Source organism: Achromobacter seleniivolatilans, from assembly GCF_030864005.1.
In the GTDB taxonomy this organism is placed as follows: Bacteria; Pseudomonadota; Gammaproteobacteria; order Burkholderiales; family Burkholderiaceae_B; genus Achromobacter; species Achromobacter seleniivolatilans.
The window spans coordinates 4,411,173-4,436,316 of record NZ_CP132976.1; the positions used below are offsets into that span (position 1 = coordinate 4,411,173).

A 25,144-nucleotide genomic window follows, 5' to 3' on the forward strand; every position below is an offset into this window, starting at 1 on the left:
CGCCTCAACCATCCGGTAGGGATGGGTGAGGCGTTGCAGACGCCTAACCCATCACTTTCTTAAAAAGCACCGTGCTTCTTGAATTCCTGAACGGCGGTGGCCAATTCGGCCTCGTCGTCCTTGGACAGTTCCTTGGTGTCTTCGATGCGTTGGATCATGGCCGCATGCTTGGCCTTCAACTGATCCTTCAGCGACTTCTCGAACGACAGCACTTGGGCCACGTCCACGTCATCCAGGTAGCCGTTGTTGACCGTGTACAGCGTGACGGCCAATTCCCACACTTGCAGCGGCTGGTATTGCGGCTGCTTGAGCAGTTCGACCACGCGCTTGCCGCGTTCCAGCTGGCGACGGGTTGCGTCGTCCAGGTCGGAAGCGAATTGCGCGAAGGCGGCCAATTCACGGTACTGCGCCAAGTCGGTACGGATACCGCCGGACAGCTTCTTCACGACCTTGGTCTGAGCAGCGCCACCCACACGCGACACCGAGATACCGGCGTTGATAGCGGGGCGGACACCGGCGTTGAACAGGTCGGTTTCCAGGAAGATCTGGCCGTCGGTGATCGAGATCACGTTGGTCGGAACGAAGGCGGACACGTCGCCTGCCTGGGTTTCGATGATCGGCAGTGCGGTCAGCGAACCGGTCTTGCCCTTGACGGCGCCATTGGTGAACTTTTCGACGTAGTCTTCGTTCACGCGGGCAGCGCGTTCCAGCAAGCGCGAGTGCAGGTAGAACACGTCGCCCGGGTAGGCTTCACGGCCCGGCGGACGGCGCAGCAGCAGCGACACTTGGCGATAGGCCCAAGCTTGCTTGGTCAGATCGTCATAAACGATCAGGGCGTCTTCGCCACGATCGCGGAAGTATTCGCCCATCGTGCAACCGGCGTAAGCAGCCAGGTATTGCATGGCGGCCGAGTCAGAAGCGGTAGCGGCCACGACGATGGTGTATTCCATCGCGCCGTGTTCTTCCAGCTTGCGAACCACGTTGTTGATCGTGGAAGCCTTCTGGCCGATAGCGACGTACACGCAAGTGACGCCCTTGCCCTTCTGGCTGATGATCGTGTCGACAGCGACGGCAGTCTTGCCGGTCTGGCGGTCGCCAATGATCAGTTCGCGCTGGCCGCGGCCGATCGGGACCATCGAGTCGATAGCCTTGACGCCGGTTTGCAGCGGCTGCGACACCGAGCGGCGGGCAATAACGCCAGGCGCCACTTTTTCGATGATGTCGGTAGCCTTGGCATTGATCGGGCCCTTGCCGTCGATCGGCTCGCCCAGCGTGTTGACCACGCGGCCTTTCAGTTCAGGACCAACCGGAACTTCCAGAATGCGGCCGGTCGTCTTGACCTGGTCGCCTTCGGAGATGCCGGTGTAGTCACCGAGAATAACGGCGCCGACGGAATCACGCTCAAGGTTGAGCGCCAGACCGAAAACGTTGTTGGGAAATTCGAGCATTTCGCCCTGCATCACATCGGACAAGCCGTGGATGCGGGTAATACCGTCGGTCACGGACACGACGGTGCCCTGAGTACGGACATCAGCCGAAGCGCCCAGGCCCTCGATGCGGCTCTTGAGCAGTTCGCTGATCTCGGAGGGATTGAGTTGCATATTGACTCCTGGAATCCTGTTAGTTGCCTTAAGCGGCGAGCTGATCGCGCATGCGGACCAATTGGGCTTGTACGGAAGTATCGAGCACCTGGTCGCCGACAGCCACGCGCACGCCGCCAATCAACGACTGGTCGACGGTGACGTTGGGCTTGAGCTTGAGGCCGAATTTGTGTTCGAGAGCTGTGACCAGGTCTTTGACCTGCTCAGCGCTCAATTCGAACGCGCTGGTGATTTCCGCCTGCGCCGTGCCCTCGTGACGGTTCCGCAGCGCCACGAATTGCGTGGCGATGTCGGGCAGCAGCAGCAGCCGGTCATTTTCGACCAGCAGCTCGATGAAATTGCGGGCGGCTTGGGGCAGTTCGGCCTTGATCAGGCCGGTGAACAGCTCGACGCGCTGCTTGTCACCCAGACGCGGGTCGGCCATGGCCTCGCGCACGTCGGGGTTGGAGGCGACCTGCGACAATTCGCTGACCAGGTCGGCCCAAGCCGGCAAGCCGGCTTTGTCGTCGCGCGCTGCGCTGAAGAGAGCTTCAGCGTAGGGCCGGGCAACAGTGGAAAGTTCAGCCATGACGGTCCCGGATTAAAGCTGCGCGCGAAGCTGGTTCAACAGCTCGGCGTGGGCGCGGGCGTCAACCTCGCGCTTGAGGATCTGTTCAGCACCCTTGACAGCCAGCGCGGCAACATCGTCGCGCAGCGAGTCACGAGCGCGCTGGACTTCCTGCGCGGCATCCTGAGCTGCTTGAGCCACGATACGGGCGCGTTCAGCTTCCGCTTCACGGCGGGCTTGCTCGATCAGGGAGGCGGCTTGCTTCTCGGCCTCAATGATACGGGCGTGGTTTTCGGACTTGGCAGAAGCCTCGATAAGACTGACACGCGCCTGGGCTTGAGCCAAGTCGGCTTTGCCCTTCTCCGCGGCGGCAAGGCCGTCGGCGATTTTTTGGCGGCGCTCGTCCATCGCCTTCGTCAGAGGAGGCCACACGAATTTCATCGTGAACCAGCCCAGAACGAAGAACACGAGCATCTGGAAAATGATCGTCGCGTTCAGATTCACGGTCGTTCCTTTAACACCATGCGGCTCCGACCGCACCCGGAAAGGGGCGTCACGGAGCACTCGATACTTTGCTGACCGGCGATGGGGCTATTGCCCGCATCGCCGCCAGCGTCATGACCCGCCTATTCGCCGGCGGGCGTTGCCTTAGCCGACGAACGGGTTGGCGAAAGCGAACAGCATGGCAATACCCACGCCGATCAGGAATGCCGCGTCGATCAGGCCAGCCAGCAGGAACATCTTCGTTTGCAGAGCGTTCATCAGCTCAGGCTGACGAGCCGAAGCTTCCAGATACTTGCCGCCCATCAGTGCGATGCCGATGCAAGCGCCGATAGCACCCAAACCGATGATGAGACCGCAAGCGAGGGCAACGAAAGCGACGTTGGTCATGACAACTCCTTGGTTAGAAATCTGAAGTCAAAAATTGAAAAATGAGAGGTACAGCTCAATGCAAGATAATCTTGCTATCCCACGCTGGCCGGGTGGCCAGCGCAAGAAATTCGGGGGATCAGTGACCTTCGTGTGCCTGGCCGAGATAAACCAGCGTCAGCATCATGAAGATAAAGGCTTGCAGCAGAACGATCAGGATGTGGAAGATCGCCCAGATGGAGCCGGCCAGCACGTGGCCAATGCCCAAGCCAATGCTTGCACCGTTGAAACCGGTCCAAGCCCCGCCCAGGAGGGCGATCAGCATGAAAATCAGTTCGCCGGCGAACATGTTGCCAAACAACCGCATGCCCAGCGAAACGGACTTAGCAGCGTATTCAATCAGGTTCAGCAGCAGGTTGAACGGCGCCAGGACAACGGCAGCAAAACCATGCGCGTGGAACGGCGCGGTGAACAGTTCTTTGACGAAACCGCCCGGGTGCTTGATCTTGATGCCGTAATAGAACATCAGCAGCAGCACGCCCAGCGACATGCCCATCGGCACGTTCAGGTCGGCCGTCGGCAGAACACGGTGGTAATAGAGGGGATCGCCATGCTCTGCACCCAGGCCCGTCAGGCGCCAGATGGAGGGCAGCAGATCAACCGGCAGCAAGTCCAGCGCGTTCATCAGGATGATCCAGAGGAACACGGTGAGCGCCAGCGGGGCGATGAAAAGACGGCTTTTGGCGTTGTGGATGATGCCCTTGGCCTGATCGTCGACCATGTCGACAACCATTTCCACGAATGCCTGGAAGCGGGTCGGCACGCCACTGGTGGCGCGGCGAGCAGCGCGCCACAGGAAGAAAATGACGATCAGACCCATCAGGCCGGACCAGAACAACGAGTCGTAATTGATGATGTCGAACTGAGCAATTGCGCTCTGTTTCTCACCGGTATTGTTCAGATGCACCAAGTGATGCTGAATATACGCGGACTGAGGCGACACGTCGCTGGCAGCAGCCATTTGAATCCTACCCTATTTGCTGTATGCCCGAACCCTTGCGAGCCGGACGATTCCACGATCACGTTTGCCGCTACTAACTACTCGGCGCTAAGACAACTTGCGGAACATCAAGAGCAGGAGATAGCCCTTCAATGTGAGGATCAGACCGAGCAGCGCGGCAGGCCAAACCAAACTATCCTGCGCCACACGCGAAAGCAGCCCCAACAGCAATGCTGTTGCGAACAACTTGACCAACTCACCAGAGAGAAAGGTAAAGGGATTGGCTTTACCGGCCCGAACGCTGACAACCAGGCGCAATGCGAACAACGCATTGGGTATGAAATACGCTCCTGCCCCTGCCAACGCCGACCAACCCGCAGCCGCCCCTCCGACAACCCCCGCAATTACTGCTGCTGCGAGCCCCATGGCGCCTTGCGCCGCCAATGCCAACAGGAGCCCACGGCTTGCTTGAGCATTCAGCGCCGCGCGATCCGCGTCACTGAGAACCAGAACCTTAACCATTTCATTTTGGTCACCATCCTGGTCCAACAAACCCTGCTGCACACTTTGCATCGAGTTCTGCTGCATCAAACATCCCCGCGTTACTTCTTGCTCCTATCAGAACCGGCGTGCCCGTACTTGAAATCTGCGGCTTCGACCCAATCATTGGATCAATGCCTGCTTTTCTGTACGCGCTAGTGTCCGGAAAACAGGCCAAAGGTGTTTGGAATGTGCACGCGCTTGGGGCTTATCACCCCACAGCTTGCATTCGCATTTGCACTCACCACACCTTCAACAAGCATCCTTCCACTGCTTACCAGCCGCCACGTGTTCTTATCCCGCAAGCGTCAAACCCGCAGAGTATAGCGTGATTCTTTTTTCTCAAGCAAATGAACTTTCGGCGGTTTGTAAGGTGTAAACAACGGCAGGCCGTGAGCAAAATTGGGGACGCGCATCGGCCCTTCCCGCTGCCTGCTCACACCTTGCGCAGACCAGCAGCCAAGAAGTGAAACAGCGGCCCCTGTGCAGGGGCCGCTGTTCATCAAGCAATGACGGATTTTAGTCTTTCTTGACCGGAGGCGGCGCCCACAGCCCGTCCAGCGCCGTATCTTGCGGCCAGTACAAACGCATACTGAGCAGGAACTGACCATCGGAAGCCGGCGAGCTGATCCAGTTGGAGCGCTTGCGTTCGCCCGGGTCACGGCGTTGGATGTAGATGTCCAGCGAACCATCGGAGTTGTACTTCAGTCCGTCAGTGCTGCGAATCGCATAGCGATTGGCCGGATTGTCGGCAAAACCATGCTTGTCGTTATAGACATGCAGCGACCAGAACGCATTGGCAGGCGGCAGTTGGCCTTTGTCAAAGTGCAGCACGTAGTCCTCATTGGAATTGAGGATGCGGCCCTTGGAGTCCGACACGGTCACCGGGTACAACACGTCTTCCGGCGTCGGCGCACCGAGACCCGCATAGGCGACGGCGGCGCGGCGCGCGTAGTCCGTCCCGTACGTGCCGATGCCGGACAGTACCGTGTTCCAGCCGTTGATGGGCGTGGCCAGACGGCCCACGGTATCAGCAATGCGGCGGCCCGCCAGTGGCTGCGCGTCGGCCAGCGCCTGTTGCACGGCTGGGCTCAAGCGGCCAAACGAGAACGGTTGCCTGCCGTCCAGCCCGATGCGGCGCATGCGGTCCAGAATGGGCGTGTCATTGGCATGTGGCGGGTTATTGCGCAGCACGTCAAAGAACAGCGTGAAGAACGACGCGGCGTCCATGGTCGCGACTTGCTCGGCCGGGGTGCCATCCGGCACGGTGACTGGCATGGGCATCGGCAATCCCGCGCCAATGGGCGCCGAGCCAACACCAGGACCGGTGAGCGGATACGCATTGCCCGCGTTGCGGCCGCGAGCCGTCGAGCTGGATGCCACGGGCGTCACGAGCGGCGTAGCCGTCATGCCCGCCTGAATCTGATTGACCGCCGCGTAGTCTTGCGGGCCGCCCGCCTGAATCCAACCGATCAGCCAGCCCGTCGACGTAGGACTATGAATAACGTCCATACCGGCAGGCACGGTGCCTTGCCAGTTGGGGCCGACGATGACGAAAGACTGCGCGCCTGGACCATTGGTGCGCGTGCCGCGTGACGCAAATACATCGCTCCACATATCCAGCGCGGACAGCACCGAGTAACGGCCGCCCGTGTCAGGCAGGTTCACAATCAACGGAGCCTGCGACACGTCAAACCACAAGCTGGAATAGAGCGCATCGGCGCTGGGCCAAGGCGTGTCGCCCGCGCGAGGATCAGGAAACGCGGCCTTGTGGCCGAACTGATTCACCGGGGCCTTGCCGTCCAACGGGCTTTGCACAGCCGTCGCCTTGCGGCGGGCCAGCTCCATCAGCACCATGGGATAAGCGTAGACATAGGCATCAATGGCCGTATCGCGCAGTTCCTGTTCGCTCATTTGCGGGGCGGGCGCAGATGCCCCGGGGTACGGGGTTTCGGACACCAACCGAAGCGAGGGGCGCGGCGATTGAGCCTGGGCGGCGCCCACGAAGCAGACGCTCAACGCGCCGGCAAGTACAGCAGTGGACCACCGGCGTGTAGCGATAGATGTACGCATGCAAGGCTCCTTCTTGGTTTTTGTTTGCAAGCGAGCCGCCGCGCGAAGACTGTCCAGTTCAGGCTAGCCTCTCTGGCGCGGCACCTCTGATGACGCTTACCCAGGATAGGGAAGAACCCTGAAACAAGGTGCTGCCTAAACGTTTCAACGCACTACAAGGCCACCGCCTTTGTAAGGCCCGAAAAAAACGCGCCCTGAGAGGGCGCGCCGGGTGAAATCAGGGTCGTCCGGGCGTAATCCGGGGACGTAACAAACCTTAACGGTGTTTAAAGTCCGGTTTGCGCTTTTCGGTGAACGCGGCCATGCCTTCTTTCTGGTCTTCGGTTGCGAACAGCGAATGGAACACGCGGCGTTCGAACAACAAGCCTTCGTTCAACGAGCCTTCGAAAGCCCGGTTCACGCATTCTTTGGCCATCATGACCGACGGCAGCGACATCGACGCGATGACGGTGGCTGCGTCCAGCGCCTCTTCCATCAGCTTGTCGGCCGCGACCACACGCGAGACCAGTCCCGCACGTTCGGCTTCTTCGGCGCCCATCATGCGGGCGGTCAGCGCCAGATCCATCGCCTTGGCTTTACCTACCGCGCGCGGCAAACGTTGCGTGCCGCCTGCGCCCGGGATCACGCCCAGCTTGATTTCAGGCTGACCGAACTTCGCGGTGTCGGCAGCAATGATGATGTCGCACATCATGGCCAGTTCGCAGCCGCCGCCCAGCGCGTATCCGGCTACCGCAGCAATCACAGGTTTCTTGATGCGCTTGAGTGTTTCCCAATTCCGGGTGATGTATTCGCTGTTGTACACATCCATGTACGACCAGTCTTTCATCGCGCCAATGTCGGCGCCAGCGGCGAAGGCTTTCTCGCTGCCCGTGATGACCACGCAGCCGATGTCTGCATTCGACTCGAAAGCCAGCAAGGCCGCGCCGAGCTCATCCATCAGTTGATCGTTCAGCGCGTTGAGCGCCTTGGGACGGTTCAGCGTCAGTAGGCCAACGCGGCCCCGGGTTTCGACCAGTACAAACGACTCGCTCATTGAATGTCTCCAGAATAAGATATGCGCATGAAAAAAATAGATGCCGCTTTTCCGATACTTTACCGCCTTGCGCCCCACGACCCGGCCGGTCACCGCTACCGGATAACCCTAAGCATAGACACGCCGTCCCCCGAGGGCCAACGCCTGTCGCTGCCAGCCTGGATTCCCGGCAGCTACCTGATCCGCGATTTCTCGCGCCAGATCGAATCGGTGACAGCATATTCGGGCACGCGACGGTTGAATGTCGACAAAACCGACAACCACACCTGGCAGGCCGCGCCTTGCGATGGACCATTACGCGTCGAGTATGTGGTGTACGCCTGGGACTTGTCGGTGCGTGGCGCGCATCTGGACGAAACCCATGGCTTCTTCAATGGCACCAGCGTGTTTCTGCGCGTGCACGGCCAGGATCATCTGCCCTGCCTGGTGGATCTGGCGCCGCCGCGTGGCGTTGAGGGCTGGAAGGTCTATACCAGCCTGCCCGAAGCCCGCGGCCACAAGGGCGCCGCGCGCCGGCATGGTTTCGGCTTGTATGTGGCTCCGGACTACGACGCGCTGATCGACCATCCGGTCGAGATGGGCACGCCGCAAGTCGCGCGCTTTGTTGCGCACGGCGCCGAACATGAATTGGTATTCACGGGCGTGGCGCCCAATCTGGATCTTGCCCGCATCACGGATGACGTAAAGAAAATCTGTGAAACGCAGATCGCCTTCTTCGAGCCGCGCAGCAAACGCGCGCCGTTCCTGGACAGTTCCGACCGCTATGTCTTCATGACCATGGTGACGGGCGACGGCTACGGCGGCCTGGAGCATCGCGCCAGCACCGCGCTGATGACCGCGCGCAAAGACTTGCCGGTGCTGGGCCAGCAAGGCCAGGGCGAAGGGTATCGCGGCTTTCTGGGTCTGGTCAGCCACGAGTATTTCCATACGTGGAACGTCAAGCGCATCAAGCCGGATGCGTTTGCCCCCTACCATCTGGAACAGCCGGACCTGACGCGCCTTTTGTGGGTGTTCGAAGGGTTCACCTCCTACTACGACGACCTGCTGTTGCTGCGCTCCGGTGCGATCACACAATCCGATTACCTGCGCCTGCTGGCTAAAACCATTACCAGCGTGGCCCGCACGCCGGGCCGCCACAAGCAATCGGTTGCCGAAAGCTCGTTTGACGCATGGACGCGCTATTACAAGCAGGACGAGAACTCGCCCAATGCTCTCGTCAGCTACTACACCAAGGGCGCGCTGGTTGCGTTGGGTCTGGACCTGCTCATCCGCCGCGACAGCAACGGCAAGCACTCGCTGGACGACGTGATGCGCTTGCTGTGGGAGCGCTATGGCCGTGACTTCTATCTAGGCAAACCGCAAGGCCTGCCCGAAGATGCTCTGCCCGCACTGATACGCGAAGCCACCGGTGTCGATACCCGCCGCTTCATTGCCCGCCACGCCTACGGCACGGCCGATGTGCCGCTGGCCGAGCTGCTGGCAACACAAGGCGTGACGCTGCAATGGAAATCATCCGTCAATATCCCGACGCTCGACGTACGCACGCGCAAGCAAGGTGATGCGCTGACGCTGGCCACCGTGCTTGAAGGCGGCGCCGGACACAAGGGCGGCCTGTCTGCCGGAGATGTACTGGTGGCCGTGGATGGGCTGCGCGTGGACGCGCCGGCAGGATTGGATTTGCTGTTGGCGCAATATCAGATCGGCGACCGGGTGTCGGTCCACGTTTTCCGGCGTGACGAGTTACGGGAATTCCGCGTGAAGCTTGCCGCGCCAGAGGCACTGGATTGCGTGCTGGTGATTTGACGGCAATGTGATCGTGGCGGGGCGGGCCAGGCGCGGCTTATGCAGACACAAACGCCGCCGCTCCTGCCCGATACGCTGCCCCGGCATGTTCCGCCGGCAGCTCCCCCCGGCCCGCGCCGAACAGCTTTTGCCGTAATCCCCCTTCTGCATAGGCCGTCTTGTAAACGCCTCGGGATTGCAGTTCGGGAATTACCAGATCGATAAAGTCGCCATAGCATTCCGGCGTAACCGTGCGCGCCAGGTTGAAGCCGTCGATATCCGTTTCGTCCACCCATGCCGCGAGTTCATCCGCCACTTGGCTCGCGCTGCCCACCAGGGCCGGGTACCGCCCGCCCAGCGCCATGTCTGCAAGCAGATCCCGCACCGTCCGATCGGTACGAGCAACGGTCAGACTCTGTACCGCTGATTCGATGGCATTGTTCTTCACATAGCGGATGGGCTCGTCTTGCGCGTAGCGTGAAAAATCGATGCCCGTCGAGCTGGCGTAGTGCGCCAGGCCGGCTTCAGGATTTGCGTAGCGCAAATACTCGGCATGTTTTTCACGCGCCTGGGCTTCGGTCTGTCCGACCACCGCCGTCACACCCATGAAGAATTTAATGTCACGCGGATTCCGGCCTTCGCGCGCCACCGACTCTCTTACGCTTGCGACCAATTTGCGCAAGCCTTCCTTGGTCTGGCTCGACACGAACACACATTCGGCATGACGGGCGGCGAACGCCTGACCGCGGCCGGATGATCCGGCCTGATAGAGCACCGGCGTGCGCTGAGGCGACGGCTCAGACAAGTGATAACCCTGCACCTGGTAATACTTGCCGGCGTGGTCCACGCGCCGCACGGCTTCGGGGTCGGCGTATACGCGAGCCAGCTTATCCGCCCGGACCGCATCGCGATCCCAGCTGCCTTCCCACAATTTATAGGCGACCTCCAGAAACTCATCGGCGCGGTCGTAGCGCTCATCATGCGCGATCTGGCCGGAAAGCCCCATCGCACGCGCCGCGCTTTCCAGATAACCGGTCACGATATTCCAGCCGATACGGCCGTTGGTCAGATGGTCCAGCGTGGAAAATCGGCGGGCCAGCAGATAGGGCGCTTCGTAGGTCAGATTCACCGTAACGCCAAAGCCCAGGTGCTTGGTCACCGCGGCCATCGCGGACACCGTCAGCAGCGGGTCATTCACCGGCAGCTGGATCGATTCGCGCAACGTCAGGTTGGCGGAATCCTGATAAACATCGTAGACGCCCACAATGTCAGCCAGGAACAAGCCATCGAACAGCCCGCGCTCCAGCAAGCGCGCCAGATCGGTCCAGTACTCCAATGTCTTGTACTGCGTCGAGGTGTCTCGCGGATGGGTCCACAGCCCGTGGTTGATATGCCCGACGCAATTCATATTGAACGCGTTCAAAAGGATTTGCTTCTTCGCCATGATGTGCCGTTCCGTCAGGATCAGGTTGTGCCCACGCGACCGGGCGCGATGTCATTCAGGTAGTAATTTCCCACCGCATGCCGCTTCCAGCGCACCGGGTCGTGCAGCGTATGCGTACGTGCATTGCGCCAATGGCGATCCAGATTCAGGTGGTCCAGCGTGGATTGCGTGCCCGCCAGTTCGAACAGCTTGGTGCCGGCCGCAAGCGATGCCTCAGTAGTCAGGACGCGCGCTTCTGCCACCGCGATAGCGGCAGCAGCCACATGGGCTGGCGTGCCATCAGCGGTTGCCACATCCAGAATGCGGCCAGCCCGCGCAACCAGCGCGCGCGCCGCTTCAAGACGGATCGACAGCCGGCCGAACTCGCTGATGGTCAGTGGATCGTCGGCTGCGCGCTCCACGCCGGCATCAATCCACGGGCGTGAGCGTTCACGCACGAAGACCAGCGCATCTTGCAGCGCGGCCTGACCGATGCCCAGGTCAATGGCCGCATGAATAATCTGCGCCAGCGGTTTGATGGTGTTGGGCGCGGCCGCTGGGTCTGCCAGCACCATCACGTCTTCATCAGGCACCGCCACGTCCTTGAAGTGCACGGTGCCGCTACCCGTGACCCGTTGGCCAAAGCCCGACCAATCATCGATGACTTCAACTCCCGGACTATCCCGGCGGACAATCGCCAGCCGTTGAATGCCGTCCGGGCCCACGGTAGCGGTGGGTATCCATTGCGCATAGAGCGCGCCCGTGCAATAGAACTTGCTGCCGTTGATACGCCATCCGCCCTGTCGGTCGGCGGTCAGGCTGGTGCGGCGCTCGGATGCCGTGCGCGTGCCGGTCTCTGCCAAGGCGTTGCCAAAGCGTTCCCCTGCCAGCGCCCGCGCATAAAAACGGCGCTGCTGGTCAGCCGTGCCATTTACCCGCAGCACTTCCAAGGCGTAATAATGGTTCTGCGGAATTTGCCCCAACGAGCCGTCTGCACGCGAGATGATCGCGGTGACTTCGGCCAGCGTCACGCGCGACACCCCTGCCCCGCCGTGTTCGCGTGGCACGGTAATGCCCCATAAGCCCGATTGCGAATAGCGTTCCAGCTCCGGCAGCGGCAGCCGCCGCTCCCGGTCGCGCTGTGAAGCTTCCTGCGCAAAATCCTCGGCCAGCGCGCGCGCCACTTCCAACGCCTGCGCGTCGGAATCAATGATGGCGGCGCGACGCGACGCCAAGGTCGAAATCTTCTCGTATGGCATGGCGTCAGATCCAGGAGTGACGGTTGGGCCGCTGGTCATTCAGCACGTAATTCCCTACCGCGTGGTATTTCCAGCGCACGGGATCATGCAAGGTATGTGTACGTGCATTTCGCCAATGCCGGTCCAGGTTGAACTCGGCCAGCGATGCCCGCGCGCCAGATACCTCGAACAGTTTTTCGCTCGCGGCCAATGCAATGTCAGTCGATAGCGCCTTGGCACGCGCAACCGCGATTGACGCTGCCGCAACATCGTCTGCATTCAACACGCGGCCCCTCAAGTCATCCAGGATTTGCGCGGCCTCTGTCAGCAGGGCTTGAGCCGCGTGCAGCTCGATGTACAACTGGCCCACATCCGCAATCACATAAGGGTCCTGCGTGGCACGTTCGACATTCGCTTCCACCCAGGGGCGCGCCCGCTCGCGTAGAAATTTGACGGTGTCCTGCAAGGCGCCCTCTGCAATCCCGGCATCAATCGCTGCCTGCAACAGTTGCGCGAAGGGGCCTTGCACGACGGCCGCTTGCTGAATCTGCCAGGCGGGCAGAATGCTGTCGGCCTCGACGCGCACCTGATCCAGCAACACCGTCCCGCTGGCCGTGGTGCGTTGGCCGAAGCTGGACCAGTCGTCCACCACAGACAGTCCGGGCGCGCCGCGCTCCAGAATCACCGTGACCAACCGCCCTTCGGTATCCAGCACCTTGGACGGAATCCAATGTGCAAACAGCGCACCCGTTGAATAGAACTTGCGCCCGCTGACCCGATAGCCGTCGCCATCGGCTACCAGCCGCGCTTCGATATCGCGTGTGTGCTTCGTGTGCCGCTCGGGTCCAGCGTTGCCCAGCCGGCGTCCGGCCAGCACGCCTTCGTAGTAGCGTCGCTGTTGAGCGGGCGTACCCGTCAATCGCAACAGGTTCAAGAATCCGAAGTGATTCTGCGGGATCTGCCCCAAGGACGGATCTGCCGCGCTGATGATGCGGAACACATCAGCCAGCGTCACGTGCGACACCTCGGCGCCGCCGAACTCCCGTGGCACGGTAATGCCGCCCAAGCCGCTTGCGGAATAGCGTTCGATTTCACGCCATGGCAAACCGCGCGCCCGGTCCCGCTCGGCCGCGCCCACAGCAAAATCCGCGGCCAACGTATGGGCGATTTCGATGGCTTGCTCATCGTCCTGAATGCGTGCGGCGGGAACAATACGCGGCGCCTCCTCGCTCTGCGAACTTGGATACGTGCTTGAAGCTTGCGTCATGTTGCACCCCGGCGTTGGGAAAAGATGCAGCCTATCGGCGCCAGGGCGGGCACGGAAGGACGGATTTCTTATGCAGTTATTTGGAATCGGTATATGCGTACACGGCGCCCCGTCGCACCTGTTAGCGGCCTGCTTGCACACATATCGAAATCACCAAAGAATGTTTGGTGGCAGAGGCGGCGCTTGCTTAGAGTCGAGACTTTTCCGCGTCGATGACTCCGCCATGCCCGAATTGGATCTGCCCCGCCTGCCCCTGACGCTGGACTATGACGGCGCGCTGGAAGCGCAATTGTTCGACGACATCCGGCTGGCCGTTGCGCCGCATCTGCCCGCCGCTCGTATCGAGGCGCCACGAGATCTGGCCAGCGACAGCGAACGCCGCGCCGCAGGCGACTACGCCATCTGGAATACCGTGCACGACCTGTTCATCACCCAGGTCGCGGCCCACGCCATCGCGGGAATTTTCAAGGACGACACCGCTTTCCAGTTCGCCCTGGCCCGTCAACTGGGTGACGACGCCGCACACGCGGAGTTCTCGCTGGGACGCGCCGCCGTGTTGCTGGGATCAGACCCCTTGCCCGAGGTTGAGCGCGGCGTCCAGGAAGCCTGGGACCTGATCGGCGGCTTTGCGCTGCGCAATTGGCAGAACTTTCTGGCTTGGCAATTCCATTACGAACACTACATCCTGGCCAGGCTGTTCGTGAACCGGCGCACAGCAAAGGTGCTGGACTTTGGCCACCGCGAGTTCGGCGAAAACCGCATCCTGCCCGATGAAGAGGCGCATCGCATCCGCATTACGCAATGGTGGTTAAGGAAGCTTGAGCATGCCGATCCTGCCGAACGCGAGGACTGGACAGATGGGTTGATACAGGCGGACGAAGATGCTCAACGCATTCTTGGCCCCTATCTGCGTGACTCGTGGCAATTGAACTATCGCGCAACCGGCCTGGACACACGCAACCACATCGAGCTCTACGACACATGGCGCCGCGAATTGCTGGCCACGCTGCTGCGCCGCGACCCCCACGATCTTCCCGCCCTGACCAGCCTGGCCGCCTGAAACCACCGGCCGGCATCCTAACGACAGCACGATAGAAGGACACCTTCATGACGCAGCAATTGCCTCCCTCCGTAGAACCCGGCGCGGACGACGAACCCGCGAATCCCCTGCGACGCTGGCTGATGAGCGCCGGCGCGTTAATGGGGGTGGGCGCGCTGTTTCCCAACGTCATTTTCGCGCCCGCCTATGCCGATACCCAGAGCCTGCCCAACACGCAAGATGGCGCGGTGCGCGGCGGCGTGCTCAACGCCGTGGTGCATCCCGAGCCGCCCACATTGGCTTTTTACCTGAACTCGTCCACGCCCACGGGCGCGGTGGTCAGCAAGATTTTTGACGGCTTGGTCGAGTACGGCCCTGACTTGAAGCCAAGGCCGGTCTTGGCGGAAAGCTGGACCGTATCGGAAGACGGCAAGACGATTACGTTCAAGCTGCGCCAAGGCGTGTTGTGGCACGACGGCAAACCTTTCACGGCGGCTGACGTGAAGTGGTCCGCCGAAGAAGTCTGGCTAAAACACGCGCCCAGCGCGCGCCGGGTTTTCCAACACCTGAAAAAAGTCGAGACCCCAGACGACCACACCGTTGTGCTGCACTTGTCCCAGCCCACGCCTGTCGCGCTTAACGCCATCGATTCGCTGGGCGCACCGATTCTGCCGCGCCACCTGTTTGAAGGCACGGACATTCAGAACAATCCGTATAACAACAAGCCGATCGGCACAGGCCCCTTTGTATTCAAAGAGTGGAACCGGGGCAACTACATCGTGCTGGAAAAGAACGAGAAATACTGGCAGCCCGAACGCCCGTATCTGGACCGGATCGTATGGAAGATCATTCCCGACGTTTCCGGCCGCGCCACCGCGCTGGAGACGGGCGCCGTGTCATATGGCGAACGCAACCCGGTAGCGTTTACCGACGCAACACGCTTGTCCAAGCTGCCCAAGCTGTCTGTCGACACCTCGGGCTACAACGGGTTTTCCGCCTGGCTCTGGCTGGAAGCGAATCTGCGCGACCCGATTCTGTCGCAACTGAAAGTGCGTCAGGCCATCGCCCACGCGGTCAACAAGCAGGTGCTGGTAAAGACCGTGTGGAATGGCTATGCCGAGCCCTTTGTCAGCCCGGTGCCGTCCTTGGTCAAGCCCTATCACAACCCCGATGTGCAGCAGTATCCGTATGACCCGGCGCTGGCCGAAAAGCTGCTGGACGAGGCCGGTTTTCCGCGCAAGGCTGACGGCTGGCGCTTCGCATTGACGCACGATTACATTCCCTTTGGCGACGACTACCGCCGCACGGGCGAATTCGTCCGCCAGGCCCTGCGCAAGATCGGCATTGACGTGACGCTGCGCGGACTGGATCTGGCGACCTGGACGCGCAACGTCTTCACTGACTACAACTTCCAGCTGATCAGCTCTTGGGGCACGGTGTTGATTGACCCGCAACTGGGAGTCGAGACACGCTACTGGAGCAAGGCCGAAGCCAAGGGCACCCCCTGGTATAACGCGTCGGGTTACAGCAACCCGGACATGGACCGCGCGATTGAAGCCGCGCAGGTGGAGACAGATCCCAAGAAGCGCATCGAGCAATACAACGAGGTGCAGCGCCTGGCGCAACGTGACCTGCCCTTGATCGGCCTGTTCGAGTTCCGCTGGTTTGGCGTGTGGGATAAGCAGGTGCGCAATGTGACGGACGCATCCTCACACTCGCGCAACAACTTCGCCAACGTCTGGCTGGGCAAGGCCTGACGGCCGACGGGAACCCGCCATGTCCTTGCGCCTGCCCCGTCCGCTGCGGTATCTGCTGCAAATTCTGTTTGTGGTGGGCGCGACCGCCATCGCCAACTTCTTTCTGCTCAAGCTGGTGCCGGGCGATCTGGTCGATGTGATTGCATCCGAGAACAGCGGCATCACACCCGAGCACGTGGCCCAGCTACGCGTGGCCTACGGCTTGGACCAAAGCGTGCTGGCGCAGCTGGGTTACTACGTAAAGAGCCTGCTGTCGCTGGATCTGGGTTACTCCTTCCGCTACGGGGAACCGGTAGCGGATCTGATCTTTGGCCGGCTTCCGGCCACGCTCGCGCTGATTGGCACCGGGCTGGCGTTATCAGTCGCGGTTGGCGTGCTGCTGGGCGTGCTGGCCGCCCGCCGGCCGCATGGGATGCTGGACACGCTGTTGTCGGGGCTGGCCACGGCAGGGTATTCCGCGCCCATGTTCTGGACGGCGCTGATGCTGATCGTGGGCTTCGGCGTTCATCTGAACTGGCTGCCCGTGGGCGGCATACGCGATGTCGGCGCGGGTTATCAAGGCTGGGCGTTGTGGCTGGACTATGCGCGCCACCTGGCGCTGCCGGTTGCGACGGTGGCCATCTACTACGTTGCCATCTACGCCCGGCTCTCGCGCGCATCCATGATCGAAACGCTACAGGAAGACTACATCCGCACCGCGCGCGCCCGCGGCAACGGTGAAGCGCGGGTGATCTGGCGGCATGCCTTGAAGAATGCCATTCTGCCCGTCATCACCATGCTGGGGCTGCAAAGCAGCGCGCTGCTGGGCGGCAGCATTGTGGTGGAAACCGTGTTCGCCTGGCCCGGGCTGGGCCAGTTGTCGTTCGAGGCCATCGCCAGCCGCGACGTCAACCTGTTGCTGGGCATCCTGTTGATGAGCGCGGCGTTGGTGGCCTTGATGAACATTGCCGTAGACGCCTGCTACGGCCTGCTTGATCCCCGCGTGAGAAAAACATGAAACGGATATTGCTTGCCGCATGGCATCTGCTGCGCGCGCCATCCGCCGCCGTGGGCGCGACGATACTTTTGCTGGTGCTGGGCGCGGCCGCCACCGCTTCTTGGCTGTTCCCCGATGATCCGCTGGAGATGGTGGGCGCCCCGTTCACCTGGCCGGGCGAGGATGCGAGCTTTCCCGCAGGCACGGATTTGATGGGCCGCAACATCCTGGCCGGCCTGTTTCATGGCGCGCGCGTGTCGCTGCTGGTGGGCGGCGCCTCTGCCGCCATTGCATTGGTCATCGGACTGCTGGTGGGGGCTTTTGCCGGCTACGCCGGACCCCGCACGGACGCCGTGCTGATGCGCATCACTGAGTTGTTCCAGACCGTGCCTTCGTTCCTGTTGGCCATCGTGCTGGTCGCAATTCTGGGGCCTTCGCTGTCGACGATTATTTTCGCGTTGGGCGTGACGTCCTGGACCGGCATTGCACGGCTGACGCGGGGCGAGTTCATTTCCCTGCGCGAACGTGAATTCGTACGCGCGGCGCAAACGCTGGGCGCAGGCCATGCCCGTATTATTTTTCGTGAAATTCTGCCCAACGCCCTGCCGCCCATCATCGTGACCACCGCCGTGCTGGTGGCGCAAGCCATTCTGTCCGAAGCCGGTCTGTCATTCCTGGGCCTGGGTGATCCCAATGTAGTCAGTTGGGGCAGCATGGTCGGCGCAGGCCGCGAGGCCTTGCGCACTGCCTGGTACATGACGGCGCTGCCTGGCCTGACCATCATGGCGACAGTCCTGGCGCTGAACCTGCTCAGCGACGCCATCAACGACGCGCTCAACCCCAAGCTGCGGCGCCATCGTGTGCGCGCCGCTACCGCCCCCGCGCAGTAATCCACACAAGCACCCATGAGCACGCTGATCGATATCCAAGGGCTGAACGTCGCCTTCCCCGGCCATCAGGCCGTACGCGGACTGGACCTGCAAATCCGTAGCGGCGAAACACTGGCGCTGGTGGGTGAATCCGGCTGCGGAAAATCCACTACCGCCCTCGCCTTGCTTGGCTTGCTGCCCCGTCACGCGCGAGTTCAAGGCCGCATTCTGTTCGAAGGCCAGGACCTGCTGACACTGCCTGAACGCCAGCGTTGCGCCTTGCGTGGGGATCGCATCGCAATGATCTTCCAAGAGCCGATGACCAGCCTGAATCCGGTACTGACGCTGGGCGATCAGATTGGTGAAGCGCTGCGCCTGCATCGCGGCGCGACTGCCCGCGCGGCTCGCGCCCGTGCCATCGAACTGCTGGATCTGGTGCGTGTGCCGGAACCGCAGCGCCGCGTGGATGACTACCCTCATCACCTGTCGGGCGGCCAGCGCCAGCGCGCCATGATTGCTGCTGCGATCGCCTGCCAGCCTGCCTTGCTGGTGGCCGATGAACCCACCACGGCGCTGGACGTCACGGTGCAAGCGCAGATCCTGCGATTGCTGGACGATCTGCGCGCTGAACTGGGCATGGGCCTGCTGCTGATCACGCACGATCTGGCGGTTGTGGGCGAATGGGCGGATCGCGTTGCAGTGATGGTGGGCGGCGAAAAAGTTGAGGAGGGGGCCGCGTCTACCTTGCTTGCGCAGCCGCGCCACCCTTACACCCAAGGTTTGCTGGGCGCATCACTGCGCTTGGACGACGCGACCCACTACCGCACGCTGCGGCTGCCAGAAATTCGTACCCGGCTGGACCCTGCCTCGGGAAAACCGGTCTTCGGCCTGGTGACGCCCCCGCCTGCGCCGCCATCCGCCAACGATCCAGGACCCGCCGACGGTCCGCCGTTGCTGCAAGTACAGGATCTGCGTGTGCAATACCAAACGCGGCATGGCATTAGTACGGCAGTGGACGGCGTTTCTTTCCAGCTTGCTCCCGGGGAAACCCTGGGATTGGTCGGGGAATCCGGCTGCGGAAAGTCGACGCTATCGCGTACCTTGGTGCGCCTGCTGTCCCCCGCGTCTGGCCGGATTCTGCTGCGCGGCCAAGACACTACCCAGCTCGACCGGCGCCAACTGGCCGCTTACCGGCAAAGCGTGCAGATGATCTTCCAGGACCCCTACGCCTCGCTCAACCCCCGGCATACCGTGCAGGACATTCTGGAGGCCGCGCTGCGCATCCATCATGTGCCGGACCGCCAGGAACGCCGCCGCCGCATCGCCCACATGCTGGATGCCGTCGGCCTGCCACGCGAGGCGCTGGCGCGATATCCCAGCGAATTTTCCGGCGGCCAGCGCCAGCGCATCGGCATTGCCCGCGCCCTGGTGCTGCGCCCTGCACTGGTGATTTGCGACGAACCCGTATCCGCCCTGGACGTGTCCGTGCAGGCGCAGATTCTGAATCTGCTGGTCGACCTGAAATCAGAGTTTCAGCTGTCCTACCTGTTCATTTCGCACGACTTGTCGGTCGTTCACTATCTGGCCGACCGAGTGCTGGTCATGAATGCGGGCCGCATCGTCGAAGAAGGCCCAAACGCTACACTCTGGCGGGACGCCCGCCACCCTTACACGCGCAGCCTGATCGACGCCCTGCCCCAGGGTCTGGCAGCCCGCGGGGAGCCGTTGCGCAAAACCGCCTGACGCTGCCTAGTCCTTATGCGGGACTGGATTGCGCGCAGCAGCAAGCCTATACTGGTTTCGCCGTTGCTCGACATTCCTTTTCCTAAAGGAGAGGCAACATGTACAGGCATTTGCTCATCGCCGTGGATGGCTCGTTGTTGTCCGAATCGGCTTTCAAGCGCGCGCTCGTTTTCGCCAAGGAAATGGGCGCCACCATCACCCTTATCCGCGCCATTCCGGAGGACCATCTGCTGGTCTACCAGGCCGAGATGCTGGGCACCACGCAGGGGCATCACACCGACCAGGCGCGCAAGAACGCGCAAAGTTATCTGGACGGGCTGGAAATGGAAGCGCGCCACGCGCTGGTGCCTTGCAACATCGTTGTCGTGGTGAATGATCATCCGCACGAAGCCATCGTGGAGACCGCGCAAAGCCAACACTGCGACCTGATCATCATGGGCTCACACGGCCGCCACGGCATGACGGGCTTTTTGCTGGGCAGCGAGACGCAGCGCGTCTTGGCAAAAACCCGGCTGCCCGTGCTGGTGTTCCGCTAACGCGCAACAGCTGGACCGCAGTCAGGCCGCAGCCAACGCATGCTGAAAGGTAAAGCTGTCGGCATACATGTGCGCAAGACTGGCGCCGCGCTGGGCGAGCACGTGCTTGGCGTCTTGAATCATGGCCGGAGCGCCACACAGATAGATGGCGTGTTCCGATAGATCCGCGTGGTCTTCCAGGACAGCGTCCTGCACGTGGCCGCGTCTGCCCTGCCATTGCCCGCCAGCACGCGACAACACGGGCACAAAGTTGAACTCATACAAGCGGCCCGCCCAGCTGTCGATCACATCACGCAGGTACAGATCCGCCTCGGTGCGCACGCCCCAGTACAGGCTGACTGGCGGACAGTCCTCTTTGTCCAGCAAGGATTCCAGAATCGCCTTGATTGGCGCAATGCCCGTGCCGGTGGCCATCATGATGAGCGGACGCCAGTCTTCTTCGTGATAGCTGAACACGCCCAGCGGCGCTTCAATCATGACTTCTGCGCCGGGCTGTGCCTGGCCAAGCCATTGATCGGTATAACGTCCCCCCGGTATACGGCGCACATGGAAATCCACCAGACTGCCGCCCGGCGCGGAAGCCATCGAAAAGCTGCGGGTTTCGCCGTCGGGCAAGAGCACATTCATGTATTGGCCGGGCACGTAGTCCAGCCCCGTTTCGGGCAGCGCCAAGGTCAGATGAATCACGTCGGCGCTAAAGGCGTCGATACGATCAATGGTTGCTGGCAGATTGCGCGGTTCGGGAAAGGTCTGGCGGCTGCTGGCTACGCTGATGCAAAGATCGCTTTCCGGTTTGGCCTGACACGCCAGCGCATAACCTTCGGCAGCTTCTTCCGGCGTGAGCGCCATGGGGAATTCGTCATAGCGCACGGCGCCGGATTCCAGCTTGATGCGGCAGGTGCCGCAACCGCCAAAGGTGCATTCATGCGGCAGCTTGACGGCCGCGCGCTCCGCGGCATCCAGCACGGACTCGCCCGTTTCGACGCTGAATGACGCGTCCGTTTCCAGAACATGCACGCGGTATGCCATGACCGACCTCGCCTATTTCTTGATGTCCGCCTGGACCAGGACTTTCATGCCACGCGGCTCCAGCAGTTCAGCCAACGCCGTCAGCGCGGCCAAGCCTGCCTGCGTGTCTTGTTCGCCGTTGCCGCCGCTCAAGCCCACGCCGCCAATGACTTCGTCGTTCACCACAATGGGAAAGCCACCCACGAACACCGCAAACTTGCCATCAAAGCTCCACTGAATACCGAAGGCTTCGTTGCCCGGCAATGCCGGCCCGTTGGGCGGGGTGTTGAACAGATGCGTCGAGCGCTTGTGCCCAGCCGCGGTGAACGCCTTGTTCCACGCAATCTGGGGACCGGTGATACGGGCGCCATCCATGCGTTCAAGCGCGATGGGATAACCGCCGTCATCCACAATGCAAATGGATTCCAGCACTCCGATTGCTTCGGATTTGGCAATGGCGGCGCGCACCATCACACGCGCTTCTTCCAGTTCCAGGCGGTAGATCTGCTTCATGGGAATTAACCTTTTTTCGTGTGGGGAGCGCGCTTAACCCGCGCGGTAGACAGTCTTGATCTGGGTGTAGAACTCCAACCCCACCCGTCCGGATTCGCGGAAGGTGGACGTGCTTGAGTGCTTCAACCCGCCGAACGGGGCATTGATCAGATTGCCGGTGGTAGTGCGGTTGATCTTCACCGTTCCCGCCTGGATATCGCGGGCAAAGCGATGCGCATAACGCGCGTCAGTGGTGGCGATAGCGGCGGACAGGCCGTATTCGGTGTCGTTGGCTTTGGCAATGGCGTCTTCGTAGCCATCGACTTCAATGATGGCTATGACGGGGCCGAAGATTTCTTCGCGAGCGATACGCATTTGCTGCGTGACGTCAGTGAAAAGCGCGGGGGTCACGTAATAACCCCGGTCAAAGCCTGCGCCTTTCAACTGTTCGCCACCGCACAGATGGGTTGCCTCTTGCTTGCCCACCGCGACGTAACTCAATACGTTGTCCAGCTGTTTGCGGGTGGCGAGCGGCCCCAGATCGAAGTTGCCTTCCAGCCCGTTGCCGATCGTGAGCGTCTTGATCTTGGCCAGTAGCTTGTCCGTGTAAGCCTGACGCACGCGGGCGTCGACCAACACGCGGCTGGTGCCAGTGCAGGCTTGGCCACTGAGTGAAAAACCGCCCTTCACGGTCAGGTCGACGGCGCGGTCCAGATCGGCGTCCGCCAGGACGATCAAGGGATTCTTGCCACCCAGCTCCATCTGCGTCCGGGTGGTGAGCCCCGCGCTGCGGTGGATCTGTTCACCGGCCGCGGTCGATCCCGTAAACGAAATGGCGCGCACGGCGGGCGCAGCAGTGATTGCCGGGCCGACGGCGCCTGCGGGACCGATCAACAAGTTCAACACCCCTGCCGGCAAACCGGCATGCACGAAGGCCTCGGTCAGCCGGTAGCCGGATAGGGGCGCGTCAGACGATGGCTTGAACACCACCGTGTTGCCCGTGATCAGCGCGGGCGCGATCTTGCGAGCGGGAATCGAGATGGGGAAATTCCATGGAGAAATCACCGTCACAACACCCAGCGGCTCGCGCTGGCTGTAAACGATCATGTCCGGATCATCATTGGCAAAGGTTTCACCCGTGAAACTCTGCCCCTCGACCGCGTAGAAGCGGATGGTTTGCGCCGAACGCAGGACTTCGTCCTTGGCCAGATTCAGGCCTTTGCCCTCTTCCCGGGTTAATTCGCGGGCGTAGGCATCGGCGTGATCTTCCAGGTACTGCGCCGCACGGAAAAGAATGGCGGCCCGTTTTGAGATCGGCGTATCGCGCCAGCCTGCGAATGCTGCCTGCGCGGCCTCGACCGCCCGAGCGGCATCCCCGGCATCCGACACGGGAAACTGGCCCACGATGTCTGACGTGTCCGCCGGGTTGATGTTGGGAGCCGTACGGCCGGTGGCGCTAGGCACCCAGGCGCCGCCGACGTAGTTCATGAAGGATTGCTGCGAAAGATCGTCCACGGGAGCGCTTCCTTTATTGAGGCGGGAATGGCCGGGAATAGGGCGTCTGAGGTAACTTATGAACATTGTATACTTTAATCACTTTAGGGCGATACGTGGAAACCCCAGGCCGAGGGGCCAGATAAAAGGGCCCCGGCGGGCCCTTTTATCGTCCACGCAGGATTGGTTCTCAGCTCCAGATCAGCACGGCGCAGATCGTTGACACGAAGAGCGCAAGCAAGACAGGCAATAGCAGGGCGCGTACCAGTTCCAGCACGTTGACCCGCGCGAAACCCGCCACCGCGATCAGCGATGACCAGGCGATCAAGGTGCCGCCGCCCGTCCAGACCGCGCCCATCTGCCCCACGGCGGCCAGCGTTGCGGGGTCTACGCCCACCACCGGGCCCAGCGCGCCAGACAACGTTCCGGTCAGCGGCAAGCCGGCAAAACCGGAACCGTCGATGCCGGTGATCATGCCTACCAGCAGCACGCCGAACGCCACCAGGAAGTGGTTTTCAGGGATCAGGTGCTGGGCGGCGGAGATGGCTTCGAACAGCAGTCCTGGCGCCTGCGCTTGCGGCACGCCCAAGATCTGTGCAGCGGTTTCATTGGCGCCCACGAAAAAGAAGCCGGCAATCGGCAGCACCGAGCCCATGGCCTTGAAGGCGAATACAAAGCCATCGGTCACGTGCTCCGGACATACATCCAGCATCTTGCGGGGGCCTTCAGCCGCCAGCGTCACCAGCATCATCACGACAAAGGCAACGCCGCCCACCAGCGCCGCCGCGTCGCCGCCGCGCAAGGCGGGCAGGGACGGGAACAGGCGGGGCAGCACCATGACGGCGATCACGCCTAGAAAGGCCAGGGGCGTCACCACGGCAAAGGTTTTGGACCAGCGCACGCGCCGCCGCTCTTCTTCGTCCAGACCGGCGGTTTGGGGCAGCGACGGATTCGCGCCCATGGTGCCGCGGGCAAGTTCCGCCTTATCGAACGAACCGGAGTGCTCGATGCTGGCCAGGCTGCCGTCCTGCGCGCGCGCCTGCCATGCGTCCAGCAAAGCCGGATTGGCGGGCACGATGTGCTTGCGGATCAACAGATAGGCGGCCACCAGTGCCACCGCCCCCGTAATCAGCGACAGCACCAGCGCCCGGTCCGCCACCACGGCGGCGCTGACTGCGGCGCCTGCCGCCTTGGCGCTGATGCTCGGTGCAACGCCGATCACATAGTCAGACGACAGAGCCATTCCCTGGCCGGCAATGGCGATGGCCATGGCGCCGGCCAAAGGCGGCAGTCCGGCAGCAATGGCCGCGGGCAGCAGAATGGCCGACACCAGAGGCACGGCGGGCGTCGGCCAGAAAAACAGTGAAATCACATACGTACAGAGGGCGATGATCACAAACGATGAATGCCCGCCCCGCATGACGCGGCGAAACGGCTGCACCATGCGCACGTCCGCCTGCAACGTCTTTAACGCATTGAGCAGCGCGGTCATGAAGGTGATGACCAGAAAAATGTTGAAGAGCTCTTTGGCGGCGACAAAGCTTGCCGAGAAGATGCCGATCAGCGCGCTGATCGGGTTGCCTGTGATGGCCAGCACCACCAGGAATGTGCCAATTACCGATGGCACCACCACATTGGCCCGAAACACCATCGTCAAGATGATGGCGGCCACGCTGATCAGGTACATCCAATGAGCAGCATTGAGCACGACGTCCGATTGCATGCGCGATTCCCCTTGTGACGTGGCTGTTAGGTCGCCACAATCGGTATACTATATTTCGTTATGAGGCATACCAACCGAAATATGCAGAGCCTAGGGAAACCGATAATTCTGAAAATTGCTTGAATATCGGCGT

22 protein-coding genes are annotated in these 25,144 nt (G+C 61.7%); 7 read left to right on the top strand and 15 right to left on the bottom strand.

The annotated features are described in order from the left end of the window. Positions 1–59 precede the first annotated feature (59 nt). The 8 genes from atpA to RAS12_RS19940 all read right to left on the bottom strand — a co-directional run bounded on the left by atpA (position 60) and on the right by RAS12_RS19940 (position 7,664). On the bottom strand, positions 60–1,601 hold the full coding sequence (atpA, locus tag RAS12_RS19905) for a F0F1 ATP synthase subunit alpha (protein WP_054421222.1): 1,542 nt from the start codon (positions 1,599–1,601) through the stop codon (positions 60–62). Positions 1,602–1,629: 28 nt separating this feature from the next. Continuing rightward, positions 1,630–2,169 carry a F0F1 ATP synthase subunit delta gene (locus RAS12_RS19910; protein ID WP_306938333.1) on the bottom strand — a complete coding sequence of 180 codons (540 nt, stop codon included), beginning with the start codon at positions 2,167–2,169 and terminating at the stop codon, positions 1,630–1,632. A gap of 12 nt (positions 2,170–2,181) precedes the next feature. After that, positions 2,182–2,652, bottom strand: a complete 471-nt coding sequence (locus RAS12_RS19915) for a F0F1 ATP synthase subunit B (RefSeq protein WP_006227275.1) — start codon at positions 2,650–2,652, stop codon at positions 2,182–2,184. Positions 2,653–2,796: 144 nt separating this feature from the next. Then, positions 2,797–3,039 (bottom strand): F0F1 ATP synthase subunit C, encoded by a 243-nt coding sequence (gene atpE / locus RAS12_RS19920; protein ID WP_003815363.1) that lies wholly within the window; start codon positions 3,037–3,039, stop codon positions 2,797–2,799. Between the two features lie 118 nt (positions 3,040–3,157). Further along, positions 3,158–4,039 carry a F0F1 ATP synthase subunit A gene (gene atpB / locus RAS12_RS19925; protein ID WP_306939501.1) on the bottom strand — a complete coding sequence of 294 codons (882 nt, stop codon included), beginning with the start codon at positions 4,037–4,039 and terminating at the stop codon, positions 3,158–3,160. Positions 4,040–4,126: 87 nt separating this feature from the next. Beyond that, positions 4,127–4,540 (bottom strand): ATP synthase subunit I, encoded by a 414-nt coding sequence (locus tag RAS12_RS19930; RefSeq protein WP_306951536.1) that lies wholly within the window; start codon positions 4,538–4,540, stop codon positions 4,127–4,129. A 537-nt stretch (positions 4,541–5,077) separates the two neighbouring features. Then, positions 5,078–6,631, bottom strand: coding sequence for a DUF1254 domain-containing protein (locus tag RAS12_RS19935; protein ID WP_306939502.1), 1,554 nt, complete (start codon positions 6,629–6,631; stop codon positions 5,078–5,080). Positions 6,632–6,887: 256 nt separating this feature from the next. Continuing rightward, a complete protein-coding gene (locus RAS12_RS19940; protein ID WP_306939503.1) occupies positions 6,888–7,664 on the bottom strand; it encodes an enoyl-CoA hydratase in 777 nt (258 codons plus the stop codon). 27 nt (positions 7,665–7,691) lie between these two features. Here RAS12_RS19940 and RAS12_RS19945 point away from each other — a divergent pair, with 27 nt between their 5' ends. Continuing rightward, a complete protein-coding gene (locus RAS12_RS19945) occupies positions 7,692–9,467 on the top strand; it encodes a M61 family metallopeptidase (RefSeq protein ID WP_306939504.1) in 1,776 nt (591 codons plus the stop codon). 37 nt (positions 9,468–9,504) lie between these two features. Here RAS12_RS19945 and RAS12_RS19950 read toward each other — a convergent pair whose 3' ends face one another. From RAS12_RS19950 to RAS12_RS19960, 3 genes are read right to left on the bottom strand one after another with little or no spacing between them, the layout of a single operon-like run. Further along, on the bottom strand, positions 9,505–10,890 hold the full coding sequence (locus RAS12_RS19950; RefSeq protein ID WP_306939506.1) for an LLM class flavin-dependent oxidoreductase: 1,386 nt from the start codon (positions 10,888–10,890) through the stop codon (positions 9,505–9,507). 20 nt (positions 10,891–10,910) lie between these two features. Continuing rightward, positions 10,911–12,128 (bottom strand): SfnB family sulfur acquisition oxidoreductase, encoded by a 1,218-nt coding sequence (locus RAS12_RS19955; RefSeq protein ID WP_306939508.1) that lies wholly within the window; start codon positions 12,126–12,128, stop codon positions 10,911–10,913. Positions 12,129–12,132: 4 nt separating this feature from the next. Beyond that, positions 12,133–13,374: an SfnB family sulfur acquisition oxidoreductase gene (locus RAS12_RS19960; RefSeq protein ID WP_306939510.1), complete on the bottom strand. Its 1,242-nt coding sequence runs from the start codon at positions 13,372–13,374 to the stop codon at positions 12,133–12,135. A gap of 223 nt (positions 13,375–13,597) precedes the next feature. On the opposite strand from RAS12_RS19960, the gene RAS12_RS19965 reads away from it, so the two are divergent. The 6 genes from RAS12_RS19965 (at position 13,598) to RAS12_RS19990 (ending at position 20,294) form a co-directional block, all read left to right on the top strand. Continuing rightward, on the top strand, positions 13,598–14,434 hold the full coding sequence (locus RAS12_RS19965; protein WP_306939512.1) for a hypothetical protein: 837 nt from the start codon (positions 13,598–13,600) through the stop codon (positions 14,432–14,434). Positions 14,435–14,481: 47 nt separating this feature from the next. Then, a complete protein-coding gene (locus RAS12_RS19970; RefSeq protein WP_306939514.1) occupies positions 14,482–16,170 on the top strand; it encodes an ABC transporter substrate-binding protein in 1,689 nt (562 codons plus the stop codon). Positions 16,171–16,189: 19 nt separating this feature from the next. Beyond that, entirely contained in the window at positions 16,190–17,167 is a 978-nt protein-coding gene (locus tag RAS12_RS19975; protein WP_306939516.1) for an ABC transporter permease, read from the top strand. After that, positions 17,164–18,036 carry an ABC transporter permease gene (locus tag RAS12_RS19980; protein ID WP_306939518.1) on the top strand — a complete coding sequence of 291 codons (873 nt, stop codon included), beginning with the start codon at positions 17,164–17,166 and terminating at the stop codon, positions 18,034–18,036. Before RAS12_RS19975 ends, RAS12_RS19980 begins: the two co-directional genes overlap by 4 nt. 15 nt (positions 18,037–18,051) lie before the next feature. Then, positions 18,052–19,758, top strand: a complete 1,707-nt coding sequence (locus RAS12_RS19985; protein WP_306939520.1) for an ABC transporter ATP-binding protein — start codon at positions 18,052–18,054, stop codon at positions 19,756–19,758. 98 nt (positions 19,759–19,856) lie between these two features. After that, the gene (locus tag RAS12_RS19990) at positions 19,857–20,294 is read left to right on the top strand and encodes a universal stress protein (protein WP_306939521.1); all 438 of its coding nucleotides are present in this window, start codon (positions 19,857–19,859) and stop codon (positions 20,292–20,294) included. 21 nt (positions 20,295–20,315) lie between these two features. Here the strand turns inward: RAS12_RS19990 and RAS12_RS19995 are convergent, their stop codons facing one another. From RAS12_RS19995 to RAS12_RS20010, 4 genes are all read right to left on the bottom strand, one after another. Next, positions 20,316–21,323, bottom strand: a complete 1,008-nt coding sequence (locus RAS12_RS19995) for a 2Fe-2S iron-sulfur cluster-binding protein (RefSeq protein ID WP_306939523.1) — start codon at positions 21,321–21,323, stop codon at positions 20,316–20,318. Positions 21,324–21,335: 12 nt separating this feature from the next. Next, positions 21,336–21,815: a GlcG/HbpS family heme-binding protein gene (locus RAS12_RS20000; protein WP_306939524.1), complete on the bottom strand. Its 480-nt coding sequence runs from the start codon at positions 21,813–21,815 to the stop codon at positions 21,336–21,338. Positions 21,816–21,848: 33 nt separating this feature from the next. Continuing rightward, a complete protein-coding gene (locus RAS12_RS20005; protein WP_371321309.1) occupies positions 21,849–23,282 on the bottom strand; it encodes an aldehyde dehydrogenase family protein in 1,434 nt (477 codons plus the stop codon). Positions 23,283–23,478: 196 nt separating this feature from the next. After that, positions 23,479–25,011, bottom strand: a complete 1,533-nt coding sequence (locus RAS12_RS20010; protein ID WP_306939526.1) for a hypothetical protein — start codon at positions 25,009–25,011, stop codon at positions 23,479–23,481. Between the last annotated feature and the right edge of the window lie 133 nt (positions 25,012–25,144).

Bases quoted from the DNA above. Each gene is read 5' to 3' on its own strand.
- atpA (WP_054421222.1), bottom strand. From the start codon at position 1,601: ATGCAACTCAATCCCTCCGAGATCAGCGAACTGCTCAAGAGCCGCATC.
- RAS12_RS19910 (WP_306938333.1), bottom strand. From the start codon at position 2,169: ATGGCTGAACTTTCCACTGTTGCCCGGCCCTACGCTGAAGCTCTCTTC.
- atpE (WP_003815363.1), bottom strand. From the start codon at position 3,039: ATGACCAACGTCGCTTTCGTTGCCCTCGCTTGCGGTCTCATCATCGGT.
- atpB (WP_306939501.1), bottom strand. From the start codon at position 4,039: ATGGCTGCTGCCAGCGACGTGTCGCCTCAGTCCGCGTATATTCAGCAT.
- RAS12_RS19930 (WP_306951536.1), bottom strand. From the start codon at position 4,540: ATGGTTAAGGTTCTGGTTCTCAGTGACGCGGATCGCGCGGCGCTGAAT.
- RAS12_RS19935 (WP_306939502.1), bottom strand. From the start codon at position 6,631: ATGCGTACATCTATCGCTACACGCCGGTGGTCCACTGCTGTACTTGCC.
- RAS12_RS19940 (WP_306939503.1), bottom strand. From the start codon at position 7,664: ATGAGCGAGTCGTTTGTACTGGTCGAAACCCGGGGCCGCGTTGGCCTA.
- RAS12_RS19945 (WP_306939504.1), top strand. From the start codon at position 7,692: ATGAAAAAAATAGATGCCGCTTTTCCGATACTTTACCGCCTTGCGCCC.
- RAS12_RS19950 (WP_306939506.1), bottom strand. From the start codon at position 10,890: ATGGCGAAGAAGCAAATCCTTTTGAACGCGTTCAATATGAATTGCGTC.
- RAS12_RS19955 (WP_306939508.1), bottom strand. From the start codon at position 12,128: ATGCCATACGAGAAGATTTCGACCTTGGCGTCGCGTCGCGCCGCCATC.
- RAS12_RS19960 (WP_306939510.1), bottom strand. From the start codon at position 13,374: ATGACGCAAGCTTCAAGCACGTATCCAAGTTCGCAGAGCGAGGAGGCG.
- RAS12_RS19965 (WP_306939512.1), top strand. From the start codon at position 13,598: ATGCCCGAATTGGATCTGCCCCGCCTGCCCCTGACGCTGGACTATGAC.
- RAS12_RS19970 (WP_306939514.1), top strand. From the start codon at position 14,482: ATGACGCAGCAATTGCCTCCCTCCGTAGAACCCGGCGCGGACGACGAA.
- RAS12_RS19975 (WP_306939516.1), top strand. From the start codon at position 16,190: ATGTCCTTGCGCCTGCCCCGTCCGCTGCGGTATCTGCTGCAAATTCTG.
- RAS12_RS19980 (WP_306939518.1), top strand. From the start codon at position 17,164: ATGAAACGGATATTGCTTGCCGCATGGCATCTGCTGCGCGCGCCATCC.
- RAS12_RS19985 (WP_306939520.1), top strand. From the start codon at position 18,052: ATGAGCACGCTGATCGATATCCAAGGGCTGAACGTCGCCTTCCCCGGC.
- RAS12_RS19990 (WP_306939521.1), top strand. From the start codon at position 19,857: ATGTACAGGCATTTGCTCATCGCCGTGGATGGCTCGTTGTTGTCCGAA.
- RAS12_RS19995 (WP_306939523.1), bottom strand. From the start codon at position 21,323: ATGGCATACCGCGTGCATGTTCTGGAAACGGACGCGTCATTCAGCGTC.
- RAS12_RS20000 (WP_306939524.1), bottom strand. From the start codon at position 21,815: ATGAAGCAGATCTACCGCCTGGAACTGGAAGAAGCGCGTGTGATGGTG.
- RAS12_RS20005 (WP_371321309.1), bottom strand. From the start codon at position 23,282: ATGAACTACGTCGGCGGCGCCTGGGTGCCTAGCGCCACCGGCCGTACG.
- RAS12_RS20010 (WP_306939526.1), bottom strand. From the start codon at position 25,011: ATGCAATCGGACGTCGTGCTCAATGCTGCTCATTGGATGTACCTGATC.